This is a genomic window from Acidovorax sp. GW821-FHT11A03 (assembly GCF_058809075.1).
The window spans coordinates 380,005-395,662 of the sequence record NZ_JBXASG010000004.1; the positions used below are offsets into that span (position 1 = coordinate 380,005).

Genomic DNA, 15,658 nt, shown 5'->3' on the forward strand with positions numbered 1-15,658 from the left:
CGGGGCGGGCCGGGTCATGCGGTGTATTCCGCCAGCAGCGCGGCGTAGCGGCCCGTGGCCACCAGCAGCAGGTCGCACAGCTCCCGCGCGGCGCCGTCGCCTCCCCGGGCCTGGGTCACGAAATGGGCCGCCTGGCGCACTTCGGCCTGGGCATTGGCCGGCGCGCACGCAAAGGCGCTGCGGCGCATGACGGGCAGGTCGGGCCAGTCGTCCCCCATCGCGGCGGCGTCGGACCAGCCCAGCCCCAGGGTGGCCAGGATCTGCTCGGCGGCCGGGCGTTTGTCCTCGGTGCCGAAGACGGCGTGCTCCACGCCCAGGGCCTTCAGGCGCACGCGCAGGGGCAGGGAGTCGCGCCCCGTGATCACCACGGGGGTGATGCCCGCCTTTTGCAGCAGCTTGAGCCCGTGCCCATCCAGGGTGTTGAAGCGCTTGAGGGTCTCGCCCGATTCGCTGATGTACAGGCCGCCGTCGGTCAGCACGCCGTCGACATCGAAGAAGGCGACGCGCACGCCCTGGGCCCGCAGCAGCAGCTCGGGATCGATCTGCAGCGCGGGCGCGGCATCGGGCAGGAAGGAGGAGGAGGAAGAGGGGCCCGCCACCATCAGATCACCTTGGCGCGCATGAGGTCGCCGATGTGCACGACCCCGGTGAGCACGCCCGCGGCATCCACCACCAGCACGCTGGTGATGGCATGGGCCTCCATCATTTCCGCGGCATCCACCGCCAGCGCATCCGGCGCGATGCGGCGCGGGCTGGGGTGCATCACCTGCTCGGCCGTGGCGGTGCGCAGATCGGCCCCCGCCTCGATGCGGCGGCGCAGGTCGCCGTCGGTGAAGATGCCCAGCACCTGCCCGGCCGCGTCCACGATGGCCGAGGCGCCCAGCCCCTTGGCGCTCATCTCGCGCATGAGGTCGCTGAAGGCGGCGCCGGGCGCCACTTTCGGGATTTCCGCCCCTGTCCGCATGACGTCGCTCACATGGGTGAGCAGCTTGCGCCCCAGCGCACCGCCAGGGTGCGAACGGGCAAAGTCTTCGGGGCGGAAGCCCCGGGCATCGAGCAGCGCCACGGCCAGGGCATCGCCCATGGCCAGCTGGGCGGTGGTGCTGGCGGTGGGGGCGAGCTGCAACGGGCAGGCTTCTCGTTCCACGCCGCTGTCGAGCACGATGTCCGCATGTTTGGCCAGGGTGGATTGTGGCCGCCCTGTCATCGCAATCAACATGGCTCCCAGGCGTTTGATCACGGGCAGCAGGGTGGTGACTTCATCCACCTCCCCGCTATTGGAGAGCGCCAGCACGATGTCGATGGACTTGATCATGCCAAGGTCGCCGTGACTGGCTTCGGCCGGGTGCACGAACATGGCGGGTGTCCCGGTGGAGGCGAGCGTGGCGGCAATCTTGCGCCCGACATGCCCACTCTTGCCGATGCCCATCACCACCACCCGCCCGCGCACAGTGAGGATCGCCTGCACGGCCTGCGTGAACGACGCGCCAACACGGGTCTTCAGCCCCAGGACGGCCGCAGCCTCGATGTCAAAAGTCTCACGTGCCAGACGCAGGGCCTGATCAGCATCAAAGGGGGGCAGTGCGGCAGGTGCGGGAGTCATCCCGGGATTCTATCGACCGGGCAGGCCCTGGGCGGGCCCTGGATTTATTGTCCCCCTCTGGCACGCCCCGTGCTTCGGACAAGAAGATCGTGAACAGGCTGCTGGCCTCGGATAGCATCGAACCATGTCCTCTCTCGCCCTCACCTTGCTCTACCTGCTGGCCGCGGTGCTGGGCGTGGTGGCCTGCCGCAGCCTCAAGCTGCCCCCCATGCTGGGCTACCTGGCGGCGGGCGTGCTGATCGGGCCGCATGCGCTGGCGCTGGCGCAGAACTCGGAAGGGGTGCGCCACCTGGGCGAATTCGGCGTGGTGTTCCTGATGTTCGCCATCGGGCTGGAGTTCAGCCTGCCCAAGCTGCGCGCCATGCGCCGCCAGGTGTTCGGCCTGGGCCTGATGCAGGTGGTGCTGACGATGGCCGTGGTGTCGGGCGCGGCGCTGCTGCTCGCGCGCGTGGCGGGCGGCGTCTGGGAGATGGGCTGGCAGACCGCGCTGGCGCTCTCGGGCGTGATGGCCATGAGCAGCACGGCCATCGTGGTCAAGCTCATGGCCGAACGGGCGGAGCTGGAAAGCGAGCACGGCCGCAGGGTGATGGGCATCCTGCTCTTCCAGGACCTGGCCGTGGTGCCGCTGCTGGTGCTGATTCCCGCGCTGAGCTCATCCCCGGACCAGCTCCTGACCGCGCTGGCGTGGGCCCTGGTCAAGGCCACGGTGCTGGTGGGCATCCTGCTCACGGGCGGGCAGCGGCTGATGCGCTCGTGGCTGACCCTGGTGGCGCGGCGCAAGAGCGACGAGCTGTTCATGCTCAACCTGCTGCTGATCACCCTGGGCCTGGCCTGGCTCACGGAGCTGGCGGGGCTGAGCCTGGCCCTCGGGGCCTTCATCGCGGGCGTGCTGGTGTCGGAAACCGAGTACCGCCACCAGGTGGGCACGGACATCCGGCCTTTCCACGACGTGCTGCTCGGCCTGTTCTTCATCACCATCGGCATGATGCTGGACTGGCACATCCTGGTGGACCGCTGGGCCCTGGTGCTGGCGCTGCTCACGGTGCCCCTGCTCCTCAAGCTGGTGATCATCCTGGTGCTCGCGCGCGGCATGGGCGCCACGACCGGCGTGGCCCTGCGCACCGGGCTGTACCTGGCCCAGGCGGGCGAATTCGGCTTCGTGCTGCTGTCGCTCACGCAGGCCAACGGGCTGGTGCAGCCGGCGCTGATGAACCCCATCCTCGCGGCCATGGTGCTGTCGATGCTGGCCACGCCGTTCCTCATCATGTACAGCAACCGCATCGTGATGAAGCTGGTGGCCAGCGACTGGCTGCAGCAGTCGCTGCAGATGACGAGCATCGCGCGCAAGTCCATCAACAGCAGCAAGCACGTGATCATCTGCGGCTACGGCCGCTGCGGACAGAACCTGGCGCGCATGCTGGAGCACGAAGGCATCCCCTACATGGCGCTCGACCTGGACCCGGACCGCGTGCGGCAAGCCGCCGCCGCCGGTGATTCGGTGGTGTACGGCGACGCCACCCGCCTGCAGGCGCTGATGGCGGCGGGCCTGGTGCGCGCGAGTGCCGTGGCCATCACCTACATCGACGTGCCCGCCGCGCTGAAGGTGCTGGCCAACGCGCGCTCCCACGCGCCGCAGGTGCCGGTGGTGGTGCGCACGCAGGACGACCTCTACCTGGACAAGCTGCAGGCCGCCGGCGCCACCGAGGTGGTGCCCGAGGCCATCGAGGGCTCGCTGATGCTGGCCAGCCATGCGCTGGCGCTGGTGGGCGTGCCCATGCGCCGCGTGCTGCGCCTGGTGCAGGACCAGCGCGACGCGCGCTACAACCTGCTGCGCGGCTACTTCCACGGCGCGGACGACGACACCGTCAATGAGCGCGACCAGGAACGCCTGTCCACCGTGAACCTGCCCCCCGGCTCCACCGCGCTGGGCAAGAGCCTGGGCCAGCTCGCGCTGTCGGCCATGGGGGTGCGGGTGGTGAACCTGCGCCGCGGCAGCGGCCACATGAGCTCGGCGGTGGACGATGCGCTGCTGGCGGCGGGCGACACGCTGGTGCTCTCGGGTCACCCGGCGGCGCTGATGCTGGCCGAGGACAAGCTGCTGCGCGGGTAGCAGGGTACATCCCCCTGAGGCACTGCGTGCCTTCCCCCTTCTCTCTACGCGCTACGCGCTCCGGGAAGGGGGACGATGCCCTCGCTGCGGGGCGGCCCTTGCTTCGCATCTCTCGCCCGATGCGTGCCAGTGGCTGAGGCTGACGCCAAAATTTGAATTAAATATGGCCCTGGCGCTTATCTATCAAGCGCCAATAGCTATATATTTAATAGCAAACTACAAAAGTTCGGCGGGCCCGGGCCGCCCGAACAGGTAGCCCTGGAAGCGCTTGCAGCCGTTGCGCAGCAGGAAGTCGCGCTGCCCCTCGGTCTCCACCCCTTCGGCCACCACGTCCAGCCCGAGGCTGTGGGCCAGCGCGATGATGGTGCAGGCGATGGTGGCATCGTTGGGGTCGGTGAGCACATCGCGCACAAAGCTCTGGTCGATCTTGAGCTGGTCCAGCGGCAGGCGCTTGAGGTAGGAGAGCGACGAGTAGCCCGTGCCGAAATCGTCCAGCGAGAACCCCACGCCCTGGGTGCGCAGCGCCTGCATCTTGTGGATGCTCTCCTCCACGTCCTGCAGCAGCAGGCTTTCCGTGAGCTCCAGCTTGAGGCGCGCGGGGTCGGCCCCGCAGTCGCGCAGCACGCTGAGGACTTCCTCCGCGAAGTCGGGCTGCCGGAACTCCTGCGCGCTCACATTCACAGCCACGCTCCAGCCCGCGGTCCCGGGCGCCGCGGTCCACCGCGCCAGCTGGCGGCACGCCATGGCCAGCACCTGGCGCCCCAGGGGCAGGATGAGGCCGGTCTGCTCCGCCAGGGGGATGAAGTCCCCGGGCGGCACCATGCCGCGCAACGGATGGTTCCAGCGCACCAGCGCCTCGGCGCCCAGCACCCGGCCCGTCTCGTCCACCACCGGCTGGTAGTGCAGCAGGAACTCGTTGCGCGCGAGCCCCTGCCGCAGATCCCCCTCCAGCGCCGACCGCGCGGAGGCCGCCGCCTGCATGGCCGGATCAAAGAAGCACAGCGTGTTGCGGCCCTGCGCCTTGGCCTGGTACATGGCCAGATCGGCGCGCTTGAGCAGCTCCTGCACGGGCAGCTGCACATCGCGGAACAGGGCAATGCCAATGCTGGGCGTGCTGTGCACTTCGCTGCCGTGCACCACATAGGGCTGGTTCAGCGCGGCCAGCACCTTCTGGGCCACGGCTTCCGCTTCGGCCGCGGCCGCCTGCGTCTCGGCATCCAGGCCCTGGACCACCACCACGAACTCGTCGCCCCCCAGGCGCGCCACGGTGTCCGTGGCCCGCACGCTGGCGCTGACGCGGCCGCCCACCTGCACCAGCAGCCGGTCGCCCCACTCGTGGCCCATGGTGTCGTTGACGCCCTTGAAGTTGTCCAGATCCAGGAACAGCAAGGCCCCATGGCTGCCCTCGCGGGCGCACATGTTCACCGCGCGCTCCAGCCGGTCCATCAGCAGCCGCCGGTTGGGCAGACCCGTGAGCTCGTCGTAGAACGCCAGGCGCTGGATCTCCGCCTCGGCCAGCTTGCGCTCGGTGATGTCGCGGGCCACGCCGCGGTAGCCCGTGAACTGGCCCTCTTCATCGAAGATGGGCTCGCCGCTGATCGATACCCAGACGGGTTTTCCGTCTTCGGTCAGGCGCTGCATCTCGAAGTCGTGAAAGACCTCGTGCGCCTCCAGCTGCCTGCGGTGCTCGCGCCACTGGCCATCGCCCACGAAGGTGTTGGGCAGCTCCCAGCGCGTGAGGCCGTAGTGCATCTCGTTGGGCACGCCGGCCTCGTGGTAAGGGTTGCCGTCCAGCCGCACGAAGCGGAACTGCGCGTCCTGCTCCCAGTACCAGTCGGAGGACAGGTGCGTGAGGCTGCGCCAGCGGGACTCGCTCAGGCGCAGGGCTTCCAGGGTGCTCAGGTAGTCGGTGACGTCCGTGAACGTGCGCACGCGGCCGCCCTGCTCCAGGGCGCGCGTGCGCACCTCGATGTAGCGGCCGCCGCGGGTGCGCCGCACGTAGGCGTCGGGCATGGTGAGCCGGCCACCGTGGGAGGAATACTCGGACGCCACGTAGTTGCGCGCCGCGGGCTCTATGAGCTGGAATTCTGCGCCGAAATCCCCCCGCTCGGTCTGGAAACGCACCACTTCCTCGACCTTGGGCTGCGTGGCCAGCAGTGCTTCCGGCAGATCCAGCAGCTCCAGATAGCGCCGGTTGTAGACGCGGATCCGCCCTTCGGCATCCACGTTGGTGATGCCCTGCGACACGCTGGCGAGCGTGCCTTCCAGGGCTCGTGTCTTGTCGGCCAGGAGGGCGCTGGTGCGTTCGAGCTCCGCCTCGACCGCGCTGCGCGCCAGCTCGGCGCGGCGGGCCATCTCCAGCTGGCCCACCGTGTTCAGCAGGGGCTGGAGGAACTGCACGTCCGACGCCGAATAGCCCTCGGGCCGGTTTGCCAGGCCGACCATGGCCACCAGTTCCCCCGCCGCGTGGATGGGAAGCCCCAGGTAGGTGCGCAGCGGCGGGTGGCCCCGGGGCGTGCCCACGCCGCGCGTGTCGTGGCTGGCGTCGTTGGAGAGCACCGGCTCGCCGGACACCAGCGCCGCCCCGACCAGGGAGTGCAGGTTGTCGAACACCATGCCTTCCTCGGAATGCTGGGCATAGCGTGCCCTGGAGGCCTCGTCCCAGCTGATGTCGGTCATGGCGTGCACGCGCAGGTAGGGGTGCCCATCCTCGGCGCGCTGCACCTGGCCCACGAGGCCGAAGGCGCTCTGCGTGAGCGACATCAGCTCCTTGAGCAGGGCCTCGAAGGCGGCCCGGGGTCCCGAACTGGCGATGAACATCGCCTGGGCGAGGGAGATGGCCTGCAGCAAGCGGTGCTGGCGGGCCAGCATGGCCTCGGCCGCCAGCCGCGCGCGGGCGCTGGAATTGCGCTCGAGCACCGAGTCGATCTGCGCGGGCAGCGTCAGCAGATAGTCCAGCGCGGGGTCCTGCACCGCGAAGTCGTCGAAGCCATGGCGCATGGCCTGGGCCGCATGGGTTTCCGCCCCCATGCGCACGACGATCATGGCCGGCACGCCGTCGAGCAGCCGCAGCAGGTCGAAGGCCGAGCCATCGACCGTGCGCTGCGCCGCCAATACGATGTCCGGCCGGCTGTGCCCCAGATGTTCCCGCGCATCCGCCAGCGACGCGGCCACGTCCACCCGCCAGCCGGACCACGGGTCCGCGAGCGCGTCGACCACCGCCTGTGCATGGTGGTGATCGCTTTCGATCAGCAGGATGGAGATGGGCATGGCCGATCTGCGGTGTGAAGGGGTGTTCCAGCGTGGCGGTACAGCGGATGTAACAGCGCTGAAACATTATGAGGGTTCGCGGCGCAGGGCGCGGTCCCGATCAACCCTGCTGGATACACTTGCCACGCCTTTCGCCTTCGGGCGCCCCGCGCAATCCTTCATTTCCCCCCGCAGCCATGCAGCCACTCAGCGTCAACGAATACCTCCGCCAACACATCCGCACCGTGCCCGACTGGCCGGCGCCCGGTGTGCAGTTCCGGGACATCACCCCGCTGCTGCAGGACCCCAAGGTGTTCCGGGTGCTGATCGATGCCTTCGTGCACCGCTACATGGACAAGGCGCTGCGCCCGGATGTGGTCGCCGGGCTGGATGCGCGCGGATTCATCCTGGGCGCCGTGGTGGCCTATGAACTGAACGTGGGCTTCGTGCCCATCCGCAAGAAGGGCAAGCTGCCCTTCACCACGGTCGAGGAAACCTACGAGCTCGAATACGGCAGCGCCACCGTGGAGCTGCACACCGACGCCGTGAAGGCCGGGGACCGCGTGCTGCTCATCGATGACCTCATCGCCACGGGCGGCACGATGATGGCGGGCAGGAAACTGCTGGAGAAGCTGGGCGCCACGGTGACCGAGGGCGCCGCCATCGTGGACCTGCCGGAACTGGGCGGTTCACGGCGCCTGCGCGAGTCCGGGCTGCCGCTGTACACGCTGGTGGACTTCGAGGGCCATTGAGGCGGAGGCGACAACGCCCGCGCCGCCCTGCGCCACGGCACCACCTTCGGCCCCCCTTTCGACGACCCGGGGGAATGCAGGACCTTCGGGTTCCGCCCCGGGGGTGTTCAGTTCAGCTCGCCGTACTGGGTGCTGCTCAGGTCGGGTGCGGGGCTGTCGGCACCCGGCATTTCCGTGTCTTCAAAGCCCGTGGGCTGGGCAGGGGGCAGCAGTGGCCCCGAGCGCACCGGCACGCCGGGCTTGGCGGCCGCGGCGGGCACGGCCACGGCGGAAGCCCCTGCCGCCGTGGCCAGGGCGCGTTTGAACGCCGCCACTTCGTCCGCCTCGATGGGCTCGTAGCGCGGGGCGGGGCGGGGCGCCGCGGCCGGCGCGGCCGCCGCAACGACCGGTGGCGGCACCTGCGGAGCCGCCGCCGCAGGGCGCAGTGCTGCGGCCGCCGGGGCCGCGGCGGCGCCAGCCGGGGGCACGACAGGCGCCGCCGGGCGCACCGGCGCAGCCCCCACGGGGGCGGGTGCCGCCGCAGCCGGCAACGGCCGCCGGGCCAGGGGGGGCGCCGCCTGCAGGGACGCGCCCTGGGGCGCCACGCCCTTCTGGGGAATCCCCACCGCCACATGGTCGTTGATGCGCCAGTAGACGGCCGTCACCAGGATGTCGTAGCGGGTCTTGGCGGTCTGTGCGATCAGCGCCTCGATCTCGGACAGGCGCACGGTCTCGCCGCCGTATTCGCGGGCCAGATCCATCATCACCAGGAACTGGCGGCCGCGCTGGTCCAGCGAGAGCACCTTGAACTTGTAGCTGGCCGACAGCACGCCGGCACGCACCATCGCATCGCGCACCACGGTGTAGAGCAGCTCGCGGCGCTCCATGCGCTCGTTCTTGCGGTTGGCGGCGTGTTCGGGCGGCAGCGGCTCCACCAGGGGCTTGCCCTGTCGGCCTGGAGAGAGTGGCACCGTGGCATCGGCATTCAGCAAGCCCGACGGTTCGGCCATGGACCGGGGCTTGGGGGGGGCGGGTTTGCGGCTAAACCAACTGAACAGGGACATGGCTTGCTTTCTACGGGACGGCGCCAGAAAAATCCAAATCGAGTGTAACTTGCTGTACACCCGTTCGCGCCCCACGAAAGCCCGCAGGAGCTGACAGTCCGGGGGGTCTGTCAGGTGGCCGCAACGCGGCGGCGGCGGTTGCCCAGCCGCTTGGCCAGCACGGCCCCCGCGGCCATCACCAGGCCGAGCGCGATGGCGGGCTGGCGGATCGACAATTCGGTGAAACGGATCGCCGGCAGGCTCCACAGCTTGCAGGGCGCGCTGGCCTGCACGGTGGCGCTGCGGGCGCGGTGCGAAAAGAACGCGCCTTCGCCGACCACCGAGCCCGCGCCCACGATGGCCAGGCGCAAACGTTCCTTCTCGTCCTGATAGTGCACGCTCAGGCTGCCGCCTTCCACCAGGTACAGGGTGCGGTCCGTGGCGCCCTGGGTGAACAGCACCTGCCCGGCGGGCATGACCACGGGCAGGAGGTACGACGACAGCACATCCCACTGCGCGGGGGTCAGCGGGTTGGTCATGCTGTCGTCTGCACTGGCCTGTGCAATGGCATCGATCAGACCTTGCAGGTCCACCTTGGAAACAACCGGCGTGGGAACATTCATGGTGCGCCGAAAGTACCCTTGTTACAGATGGGACACAAGCGTTGTTAACGTCCGTTTACAACATTCGCGACAAGCGGCGGCGTGGGCTCCTTGGCCGGATGCCGCCGGCCGCCTCGCGCCCCTTCATTTGCCGATGCAGAAGCTGGAAAAGATGACGCCCAGCAGGTCGTCCGAACTGAATTCGCCCGTGATGGCGCTCAGAGCGTTCTGGGCCAGGCGCAGCTCCTCGGCCAGCAGGTCCAGCGCGGGGCCCTGCGCCTGCAGCTGGTCGGCCGCCTCCTGCAGATGGGCCCCCACGGCCTGCAACGCCTGCACGTGCCGGGCCCGGGCGATGTAGATGCCCTCCGGTGCGGACTGCCACCCCGCCACCTCCAGCAGCAGGCGCCGCAGGCTGTCGAGCCCCTCGCCCGTGCGGGCCGACAGGCGCACCCCCGGCCGGACGCCCGCTCCCGCAGGAGCCCCCGGCACGCCCCGGGGAGCCCGGTCCAGCTTGTTCCAGACATCGATGACGGGGATGCTTCCAGGCAGTTTCTGGGCCAGTGCGCTTTCTATACCTGCGTCGGCAGCTATGTAATCAATAGCATCCGCGCGCTCCAGGTCGTGCAGGAACAGCACCGCGTCGGCCCCCGCGATCTCGTCCCAGGCGCGCGCGATGCCGATGCGCTCCACCTCGTCGCTGCTGTCCCGCAGGCCCGCGGTGTCGATGATGTGCAGTGGCACGCCTTCGATCTGGATGGTCTGCTGCACCTTGTCGCGCGTGGTGCCCGCAATGGGCGTGACGATCGCCAGCTCGGCCCCGGCCAGCGCGTTGAGCAGCGAGCTCTTGCCCGCGTTGGGCTGGCCCGCGATGACGACCTTGATGCCCTCGCGCAGCAGCGCGCCCTGGCGCGCGCGCTGCATCACGGAGGCCAACGTTTGCTGCAATTTCGATAGCTGCCCGTGCGCATCCGCCTTGCGCAGGAAATCGATTTCTTCTTCAGGAAAATCGAGCGTGGCCTCCACCAGCATGCGCAGGTGGATGAGCGCATCGCGCAAGGCGTGGATCTCGGCCGAGAACGCGCCCGTGAGCGAGCGGCTGGCGCTGCGCGCGGCGGCCTCGGTGCTGGCGTCGATCAGGTCGGCGATCGCCTCGGCCTGGGCGAGGTCGATCTTGTCGTTCAGGAACGCGCGTTCGGTGAACTCGCCCGGCTGCGCCACGCGCAGGCCGGGCAGGCAGGGCTGGCCCGTGGCCGGGTCGGTGGCCGCCCCCGCCTCCAGGCAGCGCGCCAGCAGCAGCTGCAGCACCACGGGGCCGCCGTGGGCCTGCAGTTCCAGCACGTCTTCGCCGGTGTAGCTGTGCGGGCCAGGGAAATACAGCGCCAGCCCCTGGTCGATGGCCTGCCCCTGCACATCCCGGAAGGGCAGGTAGGTGGCCTCGCGGGCTTTCAGCGCCCGGCCGCACAGCGCCTGCACCAGCGCGCCGATGGCGCGGCCGGACACCCGCACGATGCCGACGGCCCCGCGCCCCGGAGCGGTGGCGATGGCGACGATGGGGTCATGGTGGCGGGCAAGCATGGTGGCGACTGTACAAGGTTGATGGACAAGAAAAAGGCCGCTTGCGCGGCCTTTCGGGGGGTCAGTTCATGGATGTCAGCGTTGCCGCTGTGGCATCACTTGAAACTGGGAAGGTTGAACTGCGGTGGCACGCCCATGCGGGTGTTGATGAGCCACTGCTGCGCAATCGACAAGATGTTGTTGGTCAGCCAGTACAGCACCAGGCCGGCCGGGAAGAAGAAGAACATCACGCTGAAGATCAGCGGCATGAACCACATCATCTTGGCCTGCATCGGGTCGGGTGGCGCGGGGTTCAGGGCCGTCTGCAGCAGCGAGCTGGCCGTCATCAGCAGGGGCAGGATGAAGAACGGGTCGGGCGTGGACAGGTCGCGGATCCAGCCGATCCAGGGCGCGTTGCGCATTTCCACGCTGGACAGCAGCACCCAGTACAGCGCGATGAACACGGGGATCTGGATCATGATGGGGAAGCAGCCGCCCATGGGGTTGACCTTTTCCTCGCGGTAGATGCGCATCATCTCCTGCTGCATCTGCTGCGGCTTGTCCTTCAGGCGCTCGCGCATCTCCATGATCTTGGGGTTGATGGCCTTCATCTTGGCCATGCTGGCGTAGGCCTTGGCGTTGAGCCAGTAGAACGCGATCTTGAGCAGCAGCACCAGGGCCACGATGGACCAGCCCCAGTTGTTCAGGAGCTTGTGCAGCTGGTCGAGCAGCCAGTACAGCGGCTTGGACAGGATGGTGAGCCAGCCGTAGTCCTTGACCAGCTCCAGCCCGGGGTAGAGCTTTTCCATCATGGTCTCCACCTGCGGGCCGGCGAACAGGCGCGCGTCCACGGTCTTGCTCGCACCCGGCTCGATGGCGCCCAGCGAGGTGAGCATGCCCACGGAGTACAGGTTGGTGTCCACCTTGCGGGTGAAGGGCTCGCGCTGCACGCCGTCGGCCAGCAGCCAGGCCGTGGCGAAGTAATGCTGCACCATGGCGACGTAGCCGTTGGGCGCATCCTTGGGGATGTCGACCTTGCCGTTCTCGATGTCCTTGAACTCGATCTTCTGGTACTTCTTGGCCTCGGTGAAGACCGCGGGGCCGGTGAAGGTGGAGTAGAACGAAGACTCTCCGGGCGGCTTGTTGCCGTCGCGCACCAGTTGCAGGTACAGCTGGGGCGACACGGCGGCGCTGCCGGTGTTCACGACCTCGTGCTTGACGGCAATGTCGTAGGCGCCGCGCTTGATGGTCCAGGTCTTGGCCAGCTTCACGCCACCTTGCACGGGCGATTCGAAGCGGATGCTGATTTCGTCTTCGCCGTCCTTGAGCTCGCGGGGGCCGGGCACCACGGTCATCGCGGTCTTGTGGGTGGGGAAGGTGCCGCCGATCAGGCCCGTCTGCGCCACGTAGACACGCTGCGCGCTCTCGTCCAGCAACAGGAAATTGCGGGTCTTGTCCGCCATGTCGGCGTGCTGCAGCAGCTCGGCATGCGTGAGCGATCCGCCCTCGCTGTCAAACGTCAGCCGGTACAGGTCGGTCTTGACCTCCACGCGTTCGCGCGCGGCCGGAGCAGCCGCGGGCGCCAGCTGGCCAGGCACCGCCGAGGCACCCTGCGCCGCAGCCGCCACCGGCGCGCTGGAGGCGGGGACGCTGGCCGCGCCAGTGGCGCTGGACGCGGCGCCCTGGGCGGCAGGCGCCGTCACCGTCGGCGTGGAGGGGAAAAAGGTGGCCTTGTTGCCATTGTGCAGCTGCCACTTGTCCCACAGCAGAACCATGGAAAAGCCAAAAATCACCCACAGGATGGTGCGGCGAATGTCGTTCATGAAGACTTCTTTGGTGAGGATGGTTGGGTGTTGGAATCAGAAAGCCGCGAGAACAGCCGCATGCTGCGCGGCAATTGTTGCGGGACCGGGTCATGGCCCCCGTCACACCAGGGGTGGCAGCGTACCAGCCTGCGCACCGTGAGATAGCTGCCTGCCGCGGCGCCGTGCCGTTCCAGCGCCTGCAGCGAATAGGCCGAACAGGTGGGCTCGAAGCGGCAGGCAGACCCCAGCCAGGGGCTAAGGAACAGCCGATAGCCCTTGACCACGCCCATCAGCAGGCGCTGCATCATCATGGCGCAACCACCTCTGCCACCACGGGCGAAGCGGGGGCCGAGGCCGCCGCAGCACCGCCCGACCGCCGGGCGGCATGGCCAAACAGCTGCAGCAACTCTGCACGCACCGCCTGCTTGAGCTGGTCGGACGTGGCGCTCACGAACTGCTTGCGGTCAAACGCCGTGCGCAGACGCACCACATGGGCCGCCTGCGGAAGCCGCGCCTCGAACGTGGCGCCCACGGTGTAGATCTGTCGCTTGATGGTATTGCGCGTCACGGCGCGGCGCGCCCAGCGCTTGGGCACCATGGCACCCAGCCAGACGCCCTGCACGGCAAACAGGGCCTGCGGCCCTTGCGTTGGCGGCAAGGAACCGGGCCCTGTGGGTGCGGCAGCACTGGCGGCCCCGCTGGCAGGGTTGCTGCCAGCGGCGTCCAGCACCAGGCGGTGCAGCGCAAAATGCGCCGTGCGGGAGACAGTGCCCCCCGCCATCGCGGCCTGGAACTGCGGACGGGTTTTCAGCCTGTGCATGCAAGCGCCCCGTTTGGAACCTGGCGGTACAAGCCGGGAACAGGCGGGGAGCAGGCCGTAGACCGTAGCGGCCTTAGACGGCCAGGCGCTTGCGGCCCTTGGCGCGGCGTGCGTTGATAACGGCACGGCCGCCGCGGGTCTTCATGCGGACGAGGAAACCGTGGGTGCGCGCGCGGCGGGTCTTGGAGGGCTGGTAAGTACGTTTCATGATGCTATTCCTTGAGGTTCAGTTCCGGACTGCTGCTCTTGAACCCCCTGCGGCCTGCAACCCGCGCCATATGAAACAGCACTCTGGAGGCAGACCCACGGGGGCAGAAATAACGGCGCGCCGGGTCAAATCACCCTGAACACATTCAGGGAAACCCAAAATTATCGCAGGCTTGGCCGCTGCTGGCAATGCCTTTTGGCTGGCGGGCCTTTCCAGCAGGCCCCGCAACAGCCCCGCGCGCGGCGGCCGGCCTGTGCCGCGCGGCCGCCATCCGCAGCCAGCGCGCACCACAGCCCGGGCAGAAATTCAACCCCAGGAAACACCCGGATGCGGTGCCCGCCAAATTGTGGATAACTCCTTGACAAGCTACAATCCCCCGCCCAGTACCGTTCCTCCTATCCACAACAAGAATCTCCCTGAAATGACCGAGGAACCCTCCCGCAGCCCCCTTCCATCACCCGGCGCAGACGCCGGCCAGGGCCTGTGGCAAGCCTGCGTAGAGCAACTGGCGCAAGACCTGCCCGAACAACAGTTCAACACCTGGATCAAGCCCCTGGTGGCCCAGGTTGCCGAGGACTTCTCCAAGGTGACCGTGCTGGTGGGCAACCGCTTCAAGCTCGACTGGATCCGTGCCCAGTATGCGGGCCGCATCGCCGCCCTGCTCGAGGGCCTGTACGGCCAGCCCGTCACCCTGGAGTTAGCGCTTGCTCAGCGCGAATCCGTTGCCCGTACCTATGTGCGCCCTGCGGCATCGGAGCCATCGAACACCGCCGCCCCCGCTGAATCGCCGGCCAGCAGCAGCGATGACGCCTCGGCCGGCGCGTTCCGCAACCGGCTCAATGCCGCCCTGACGTTCGAGACCCTGGTGGAGGGCACGGCCAACCGCATGGCACGCTCGGCGGCCATGCACGTGGCCGGCATGCCGGGCCATCTGTACAACCCGCTGTTCATCTATGGCGGCGTCGGCCTGGGCAAGACCCACCTGGTGCACGCTGTGGGTAACCGCCTGCTGCAGGACAGACCCGACGCCAAAGTTCTCTACATCCATGCCGAGCAGTTCGTGTCGGATGTGGTTAAGGCGTACCAGCGCCGCACCTTCGACGAGTTCAAGGAGCGCTACCACTCGCTCGACCTGCTGCTCATCGATGACGTGCAGTTCTTCGCCAACAAGGACCGCACGCAGGAAGAATTCTTCAATGCGTTCGAGGCCCTGCTGGCCAAGAAGTCGCACATCGTGATGACCTCGGACACGTATCCGAAGGGCCTGGCCAACATCCACGAGCGGCTGGTCTCGCGCTTCGACTCGGGCCTCACGGTCGCCATCGAGCCGCCCGAGCTCGAGATGCGCGTGGCCATCTTGATCAACAAGGCCCGCGTCGAAGGCACCGAGATGCCCGAGGAAGTCGCCTTCTTCGTGGCCAAGAACGTGCGCTCCAACGTGCGCGAGCTCGAAGGCGCGCTGCGCAAGATCCTCGCGTACTCGCGCTTCAACCAGAAGGAAATCTCCATCCAGCTGGCCCGCGAGGCGCTGCGCGACCTGCTGTCGATCCAGAACCGGCAGATCAGTGTGGAAAACATCCAGAAGACGGTGGCCGACTACTACAAGATCAAGGTCGCCGACATGTACAGCAAGAAGCGCCCGGCCAGCATTGCCCGGCCGCGCCAGATCGCGATGTACCTGGCCAAGGAACTGACGCAAAAGAGTCTTCCCGAGATCGGAGAATTGTTTGGCGGGCGCGACCACACCACGGTTTTGCACGCCGTGCGCAAGATTTCCGGAGAGCGCCAGCAGCTCACGGAACTGAACCAGCAATTGCACGTGCTGGAGCAGACGCTGAAAGGCTAAAAAGGCGTGATCGAGGCCCCCCAGAGAAACGGCTCCGTTAAGGGGCAAAATGACGGGTTGTGCAGCAGGGGGAGGCACGACCCGTGC

At 68.1% G+C, this 15,658-nt stretch carries 13 protein-coding genes; 3 read left to right on the forward strand and 10 right to left on the reverse strand.

Annotation, left to right across the window (positions count from 1 at the left end):
• Window positions 1-14 precede the first annotated feature (14 nt).
• Complete coding sequence (locus AC1RVY_RS12155) at window positions 15-602, reverse strand: KdsC family phosphatase (RefSeq protein ID WP_255590959.1); 588 nt, start codon at window positions 600-602, stop codon at window positions 15-17.
• Window positions 602-1,603 carry a KpsF/GutQ family sugar-phosphate isomerase gene (locus tag AC1RVY_RS12160; protein ID WP_218297017.1) on the reverse strand — a complete coding sequence of 334 codons (1,002 nt, stop codon included), beginning with the start codon at window positions 1,601-1,603 and terminating at the stop codon, window positions 602-604. The genes AC1RVY_RS12155 and AC1RVY_RS12160 overlap by 1 nt, the downstream gene beginning before the upstream one ends.
• Window positions 1,604-1,727: 124 nt before the next feature.
• Here AC1RVY_RS12160 and AC1RVY_RS12165 point away from each other — a divergent pair, with 124 nt between their 5' ends.
• Window positions 1,728-3,713, forward strand: a complete 1,986-nt coding sequence (locus AC1RVY_RS12165; protein WP_492806709.1) for a monovalent cation:proton antiporter family protein — start codon at window positions 1,728-1,730, stop codon at window positions 3,711-3,713.
• Between the two features lie 216 nt (window positions 3,714-3,929).
• Here AC1RVY_RS12165 and AC1RVY_RS12170 read toward each other — a convergent pair whose 3' ends face one another.
• Window positions 3,930-6,983 (reverse strand): EAL domain-containing protein, encoded by a 3,054-nt coding sequence (locus AC1RVY_RS12170; RefSeq protein WP_218297015.1) that lies wholly within the window; start codon window positions 6,981-6,983, stop codon window positions 3,930-3,932.
• Window positions 6,984-7,159: 176 nt separating this feature from the next.
• On the opposite strand from AC1RVY_RS12170, the gene AC1RVY_RS12175 reads away from it, so the two are divergent.
• Entirely contained in the window at window positions 7,160-7,714 is a 555-nt protein-coding gene (locus AC1RVY_RS12175) for an adenine phosphoribosyltransferase (protein ID WP_218297014.1), read from the forward strand.
• 107 nt (window positions 7,715-7,821) lie between these two features.
• Here the strand turns inward: AC1RVY_RS12175 and AC1RVY_RS12180 are convergent, their stop codons facing one another.
• From AC1RVY_RS12180 to rpmH, 7 genes are all read right to left on the reverse strand, one after another.
• A complete protein-coding gene (locus tag AC1RVY_RS12180) occupies window positions 7,822-8,757 on the reverse strand; it encodes a hypothetical protein (protein WP_492806710.1) in 936 nt (311 codons plus the stop codon).
• Window positions 8,758-8,867: 110 nt separating this feature from the next.
• Window positions 8,868-9,359, reverse strand: coding sequence for a Crp/Fnr family transcriptional regulator (locus AC1RVY_RS12185; protein WP_492806711.1), 492 nt, complete (start codon window positions 9,357-9,359; stop codon window positions 8,868-8,870).
• 123 nt (window positions 9,360-9,482) lie between these two features.
• Complete coding sequence (mnmE, locus tag AC1RVY_RS12190) at window positions 9,483-10,913, reverse strand: tRNA uridine-5-carboxymethylaminomethyl(34) synthesis GTPase MnmE (RefSeq protein WP_492806712.1); 1,431 nt, start codon at window positions 10,911-10,913, stop codon at window positions 9,483-9,485.
• A 95-nt stretch (window positions 10,914-11,008) separates the two neighbouring features.
• Window positions 11,009-12,715 carry a membrane protein insertase YidC gene (gene yidC, locus AC1RVY_RS12195; protein ID WP_218296333.1) on the reverse strand — a complete coding sequence of 569 codons (1,707 nt, stop codon included), beginning with the start codon at window positions 12,713-12,715 and terminating at the stop codon, window positions 11,009-11,011.
• A complete protein-coding gene (gene yidD / locus AC1RVY_RS12200; protein ID WP_218296334.1) occupies window positions 12,712-13,005 on the reverse strand; it encodes a membrane protein insertion efficiency factor YidD in 294 nt (97 codons plus the stop codon). The genes yidC and yidD overlap by 4 nt, the downstream gene beginning before the upstream one ends.
• Entirely contained in the window at window positions 13,005-13,517 is a 513-nt protein-coding gene (locus AC1RVY_RS12205; RefSeq protein ID WP_369640908.1) for a ribonuclease P protein component, read from the reverse strand. The genes yidD and AC1RVY_RS12205 overlap by 1 nt, the downstream gene beginning before the upstream one ends.
• Window positions 13,518-13,590: 73 nt before the next feature.
• The gene (gene rpmH, locus AC1RVY_RS12210) at window positions 13,591-13,725 is read right to left on the reverse strand and encodes a 50S ribosomal protein L34 (protein WP_005798102.1); all 135 of its coding nucleotides are present in this window, start codon (window positions 13,723-13,725) and stop codon (window positions 13,591-13,593) included.
• A gap of 421 nt (window positions 13,726-14,146) precedes the next feature.
• Here rpmH and dnaA point away from each other — a divergent pair, with 421 nt between their 5' ends.
• The gene (gene dnaA / locus AC1RVY_RS12215; RefSeq protein ID WP_218296336.1) at window positions 14,147-15,571 is read left to right on the forward strand and encodes a chromosomal replication initiator protein DnaA; all 1,425 of its coding nucleotides are present in this window, start codon (window positions 14,147-14,149) and stop codon (window positions 15,569-15,571) included.
• Window positions 15,572-15,658: the final 87 nt, after the last annotated feature.

Excerpts from the sequence above, each read along its gene's own strand:
- AC1RVY_RS12155 (WP_255590959.1), bottom strand. The coding sequence starts at position 602 with ATGGTGGCGGGCCCCTCTTCCTCCTCCTCCTTCCTGCCCGATGCCGCG.
- AC1RVY_RS12160 (WP_218297017.1), bottom strand. The coding sequence starts at position 1,603 with ATGACTCCCGCACCTGCCGCACTGCCCCCCTTTGATGCTGATCAGGCC.
- AC1RVY_RS12165 (WP_492806709.1), top strand. The coding sequence starts at position 1,728 with ATGTCCTCTCTCGCCCTCACCTTGCTCTACCTGCTGGCCGCGGTGCTG.
- AC1RVY_RS12170 (WP_218297015.1), bottom strand. The coding sequence starts at position 6,983 with ATGCCCATCTCCATCCTGCTGATCGAAAGCGATCACCACCATGCACAG.
- AC1RVY_RS12175 (WP_218297014.1), top strand. The coding sequence starts at position 7,160 with ATGCAGCCACTCAGCGTCAACGAATACCTCCGCCAACACATCCGCACC.
- AC1RVY_RS12180 (WP_492806710.1), bottom strand. The coding sequence starts at position 8,757 with ATGTCCCTGTTCAGTTGGTTTAGCCGCAAACCCGCCCCCCCCAAGCCC.
- AC1RVY_RS12185 (WP_492806711.1), bottom strand. The coding sequence starts at position 9,359 with ATGAATGTTCCCACGCCGGTTGTTTCCAAGGTGGACCTGCAAGGTCTG.
- mnmE (WP_492806712.1), bottom strand. The coding sequence starts at position 10,913 with ATGCTTGCCCGCCACCATGACCCCATCGTCGCCATCGCCACCGCTCCG.
- yidC (WP_218296333.1), bottom strand. The coding sequence starts at position 12,715 with ATGAACGACATTCGCCGCACCATCCTGTGGGTGATTTTTGGCTTTTCC.
- yidD (WP_218296334.1), bottom strand. The coding sequence starts at position 13,005 with ATGATGCAGCGCCTGCTGATGGGCGTGGTCAAGGGCTATCGGCTGTTC.
- AC1RVY_RS12205 (WP_369640908.1), bottom strand. The coding sequence starts at position 13,517 with ATGCACAGGCTGAAAACCCGTCCGCAGTTCCAGGCCGCGATGGCGGGG.
- rpmH (WP_005798102.1), bottom strand. The coding sequence starts at position 13,725 with ATGAAACGTACTTACCAGCCCTCCAAGACCCGCCGCGCGCGCACCCAC.
- dnaA (WP_218296336.1), top strand. The coding sequence starts at position 14,147 with ATGACCGAGGAACCCTCCCGCAGCCCCCTTCCATCACCCGGCGCAGAC.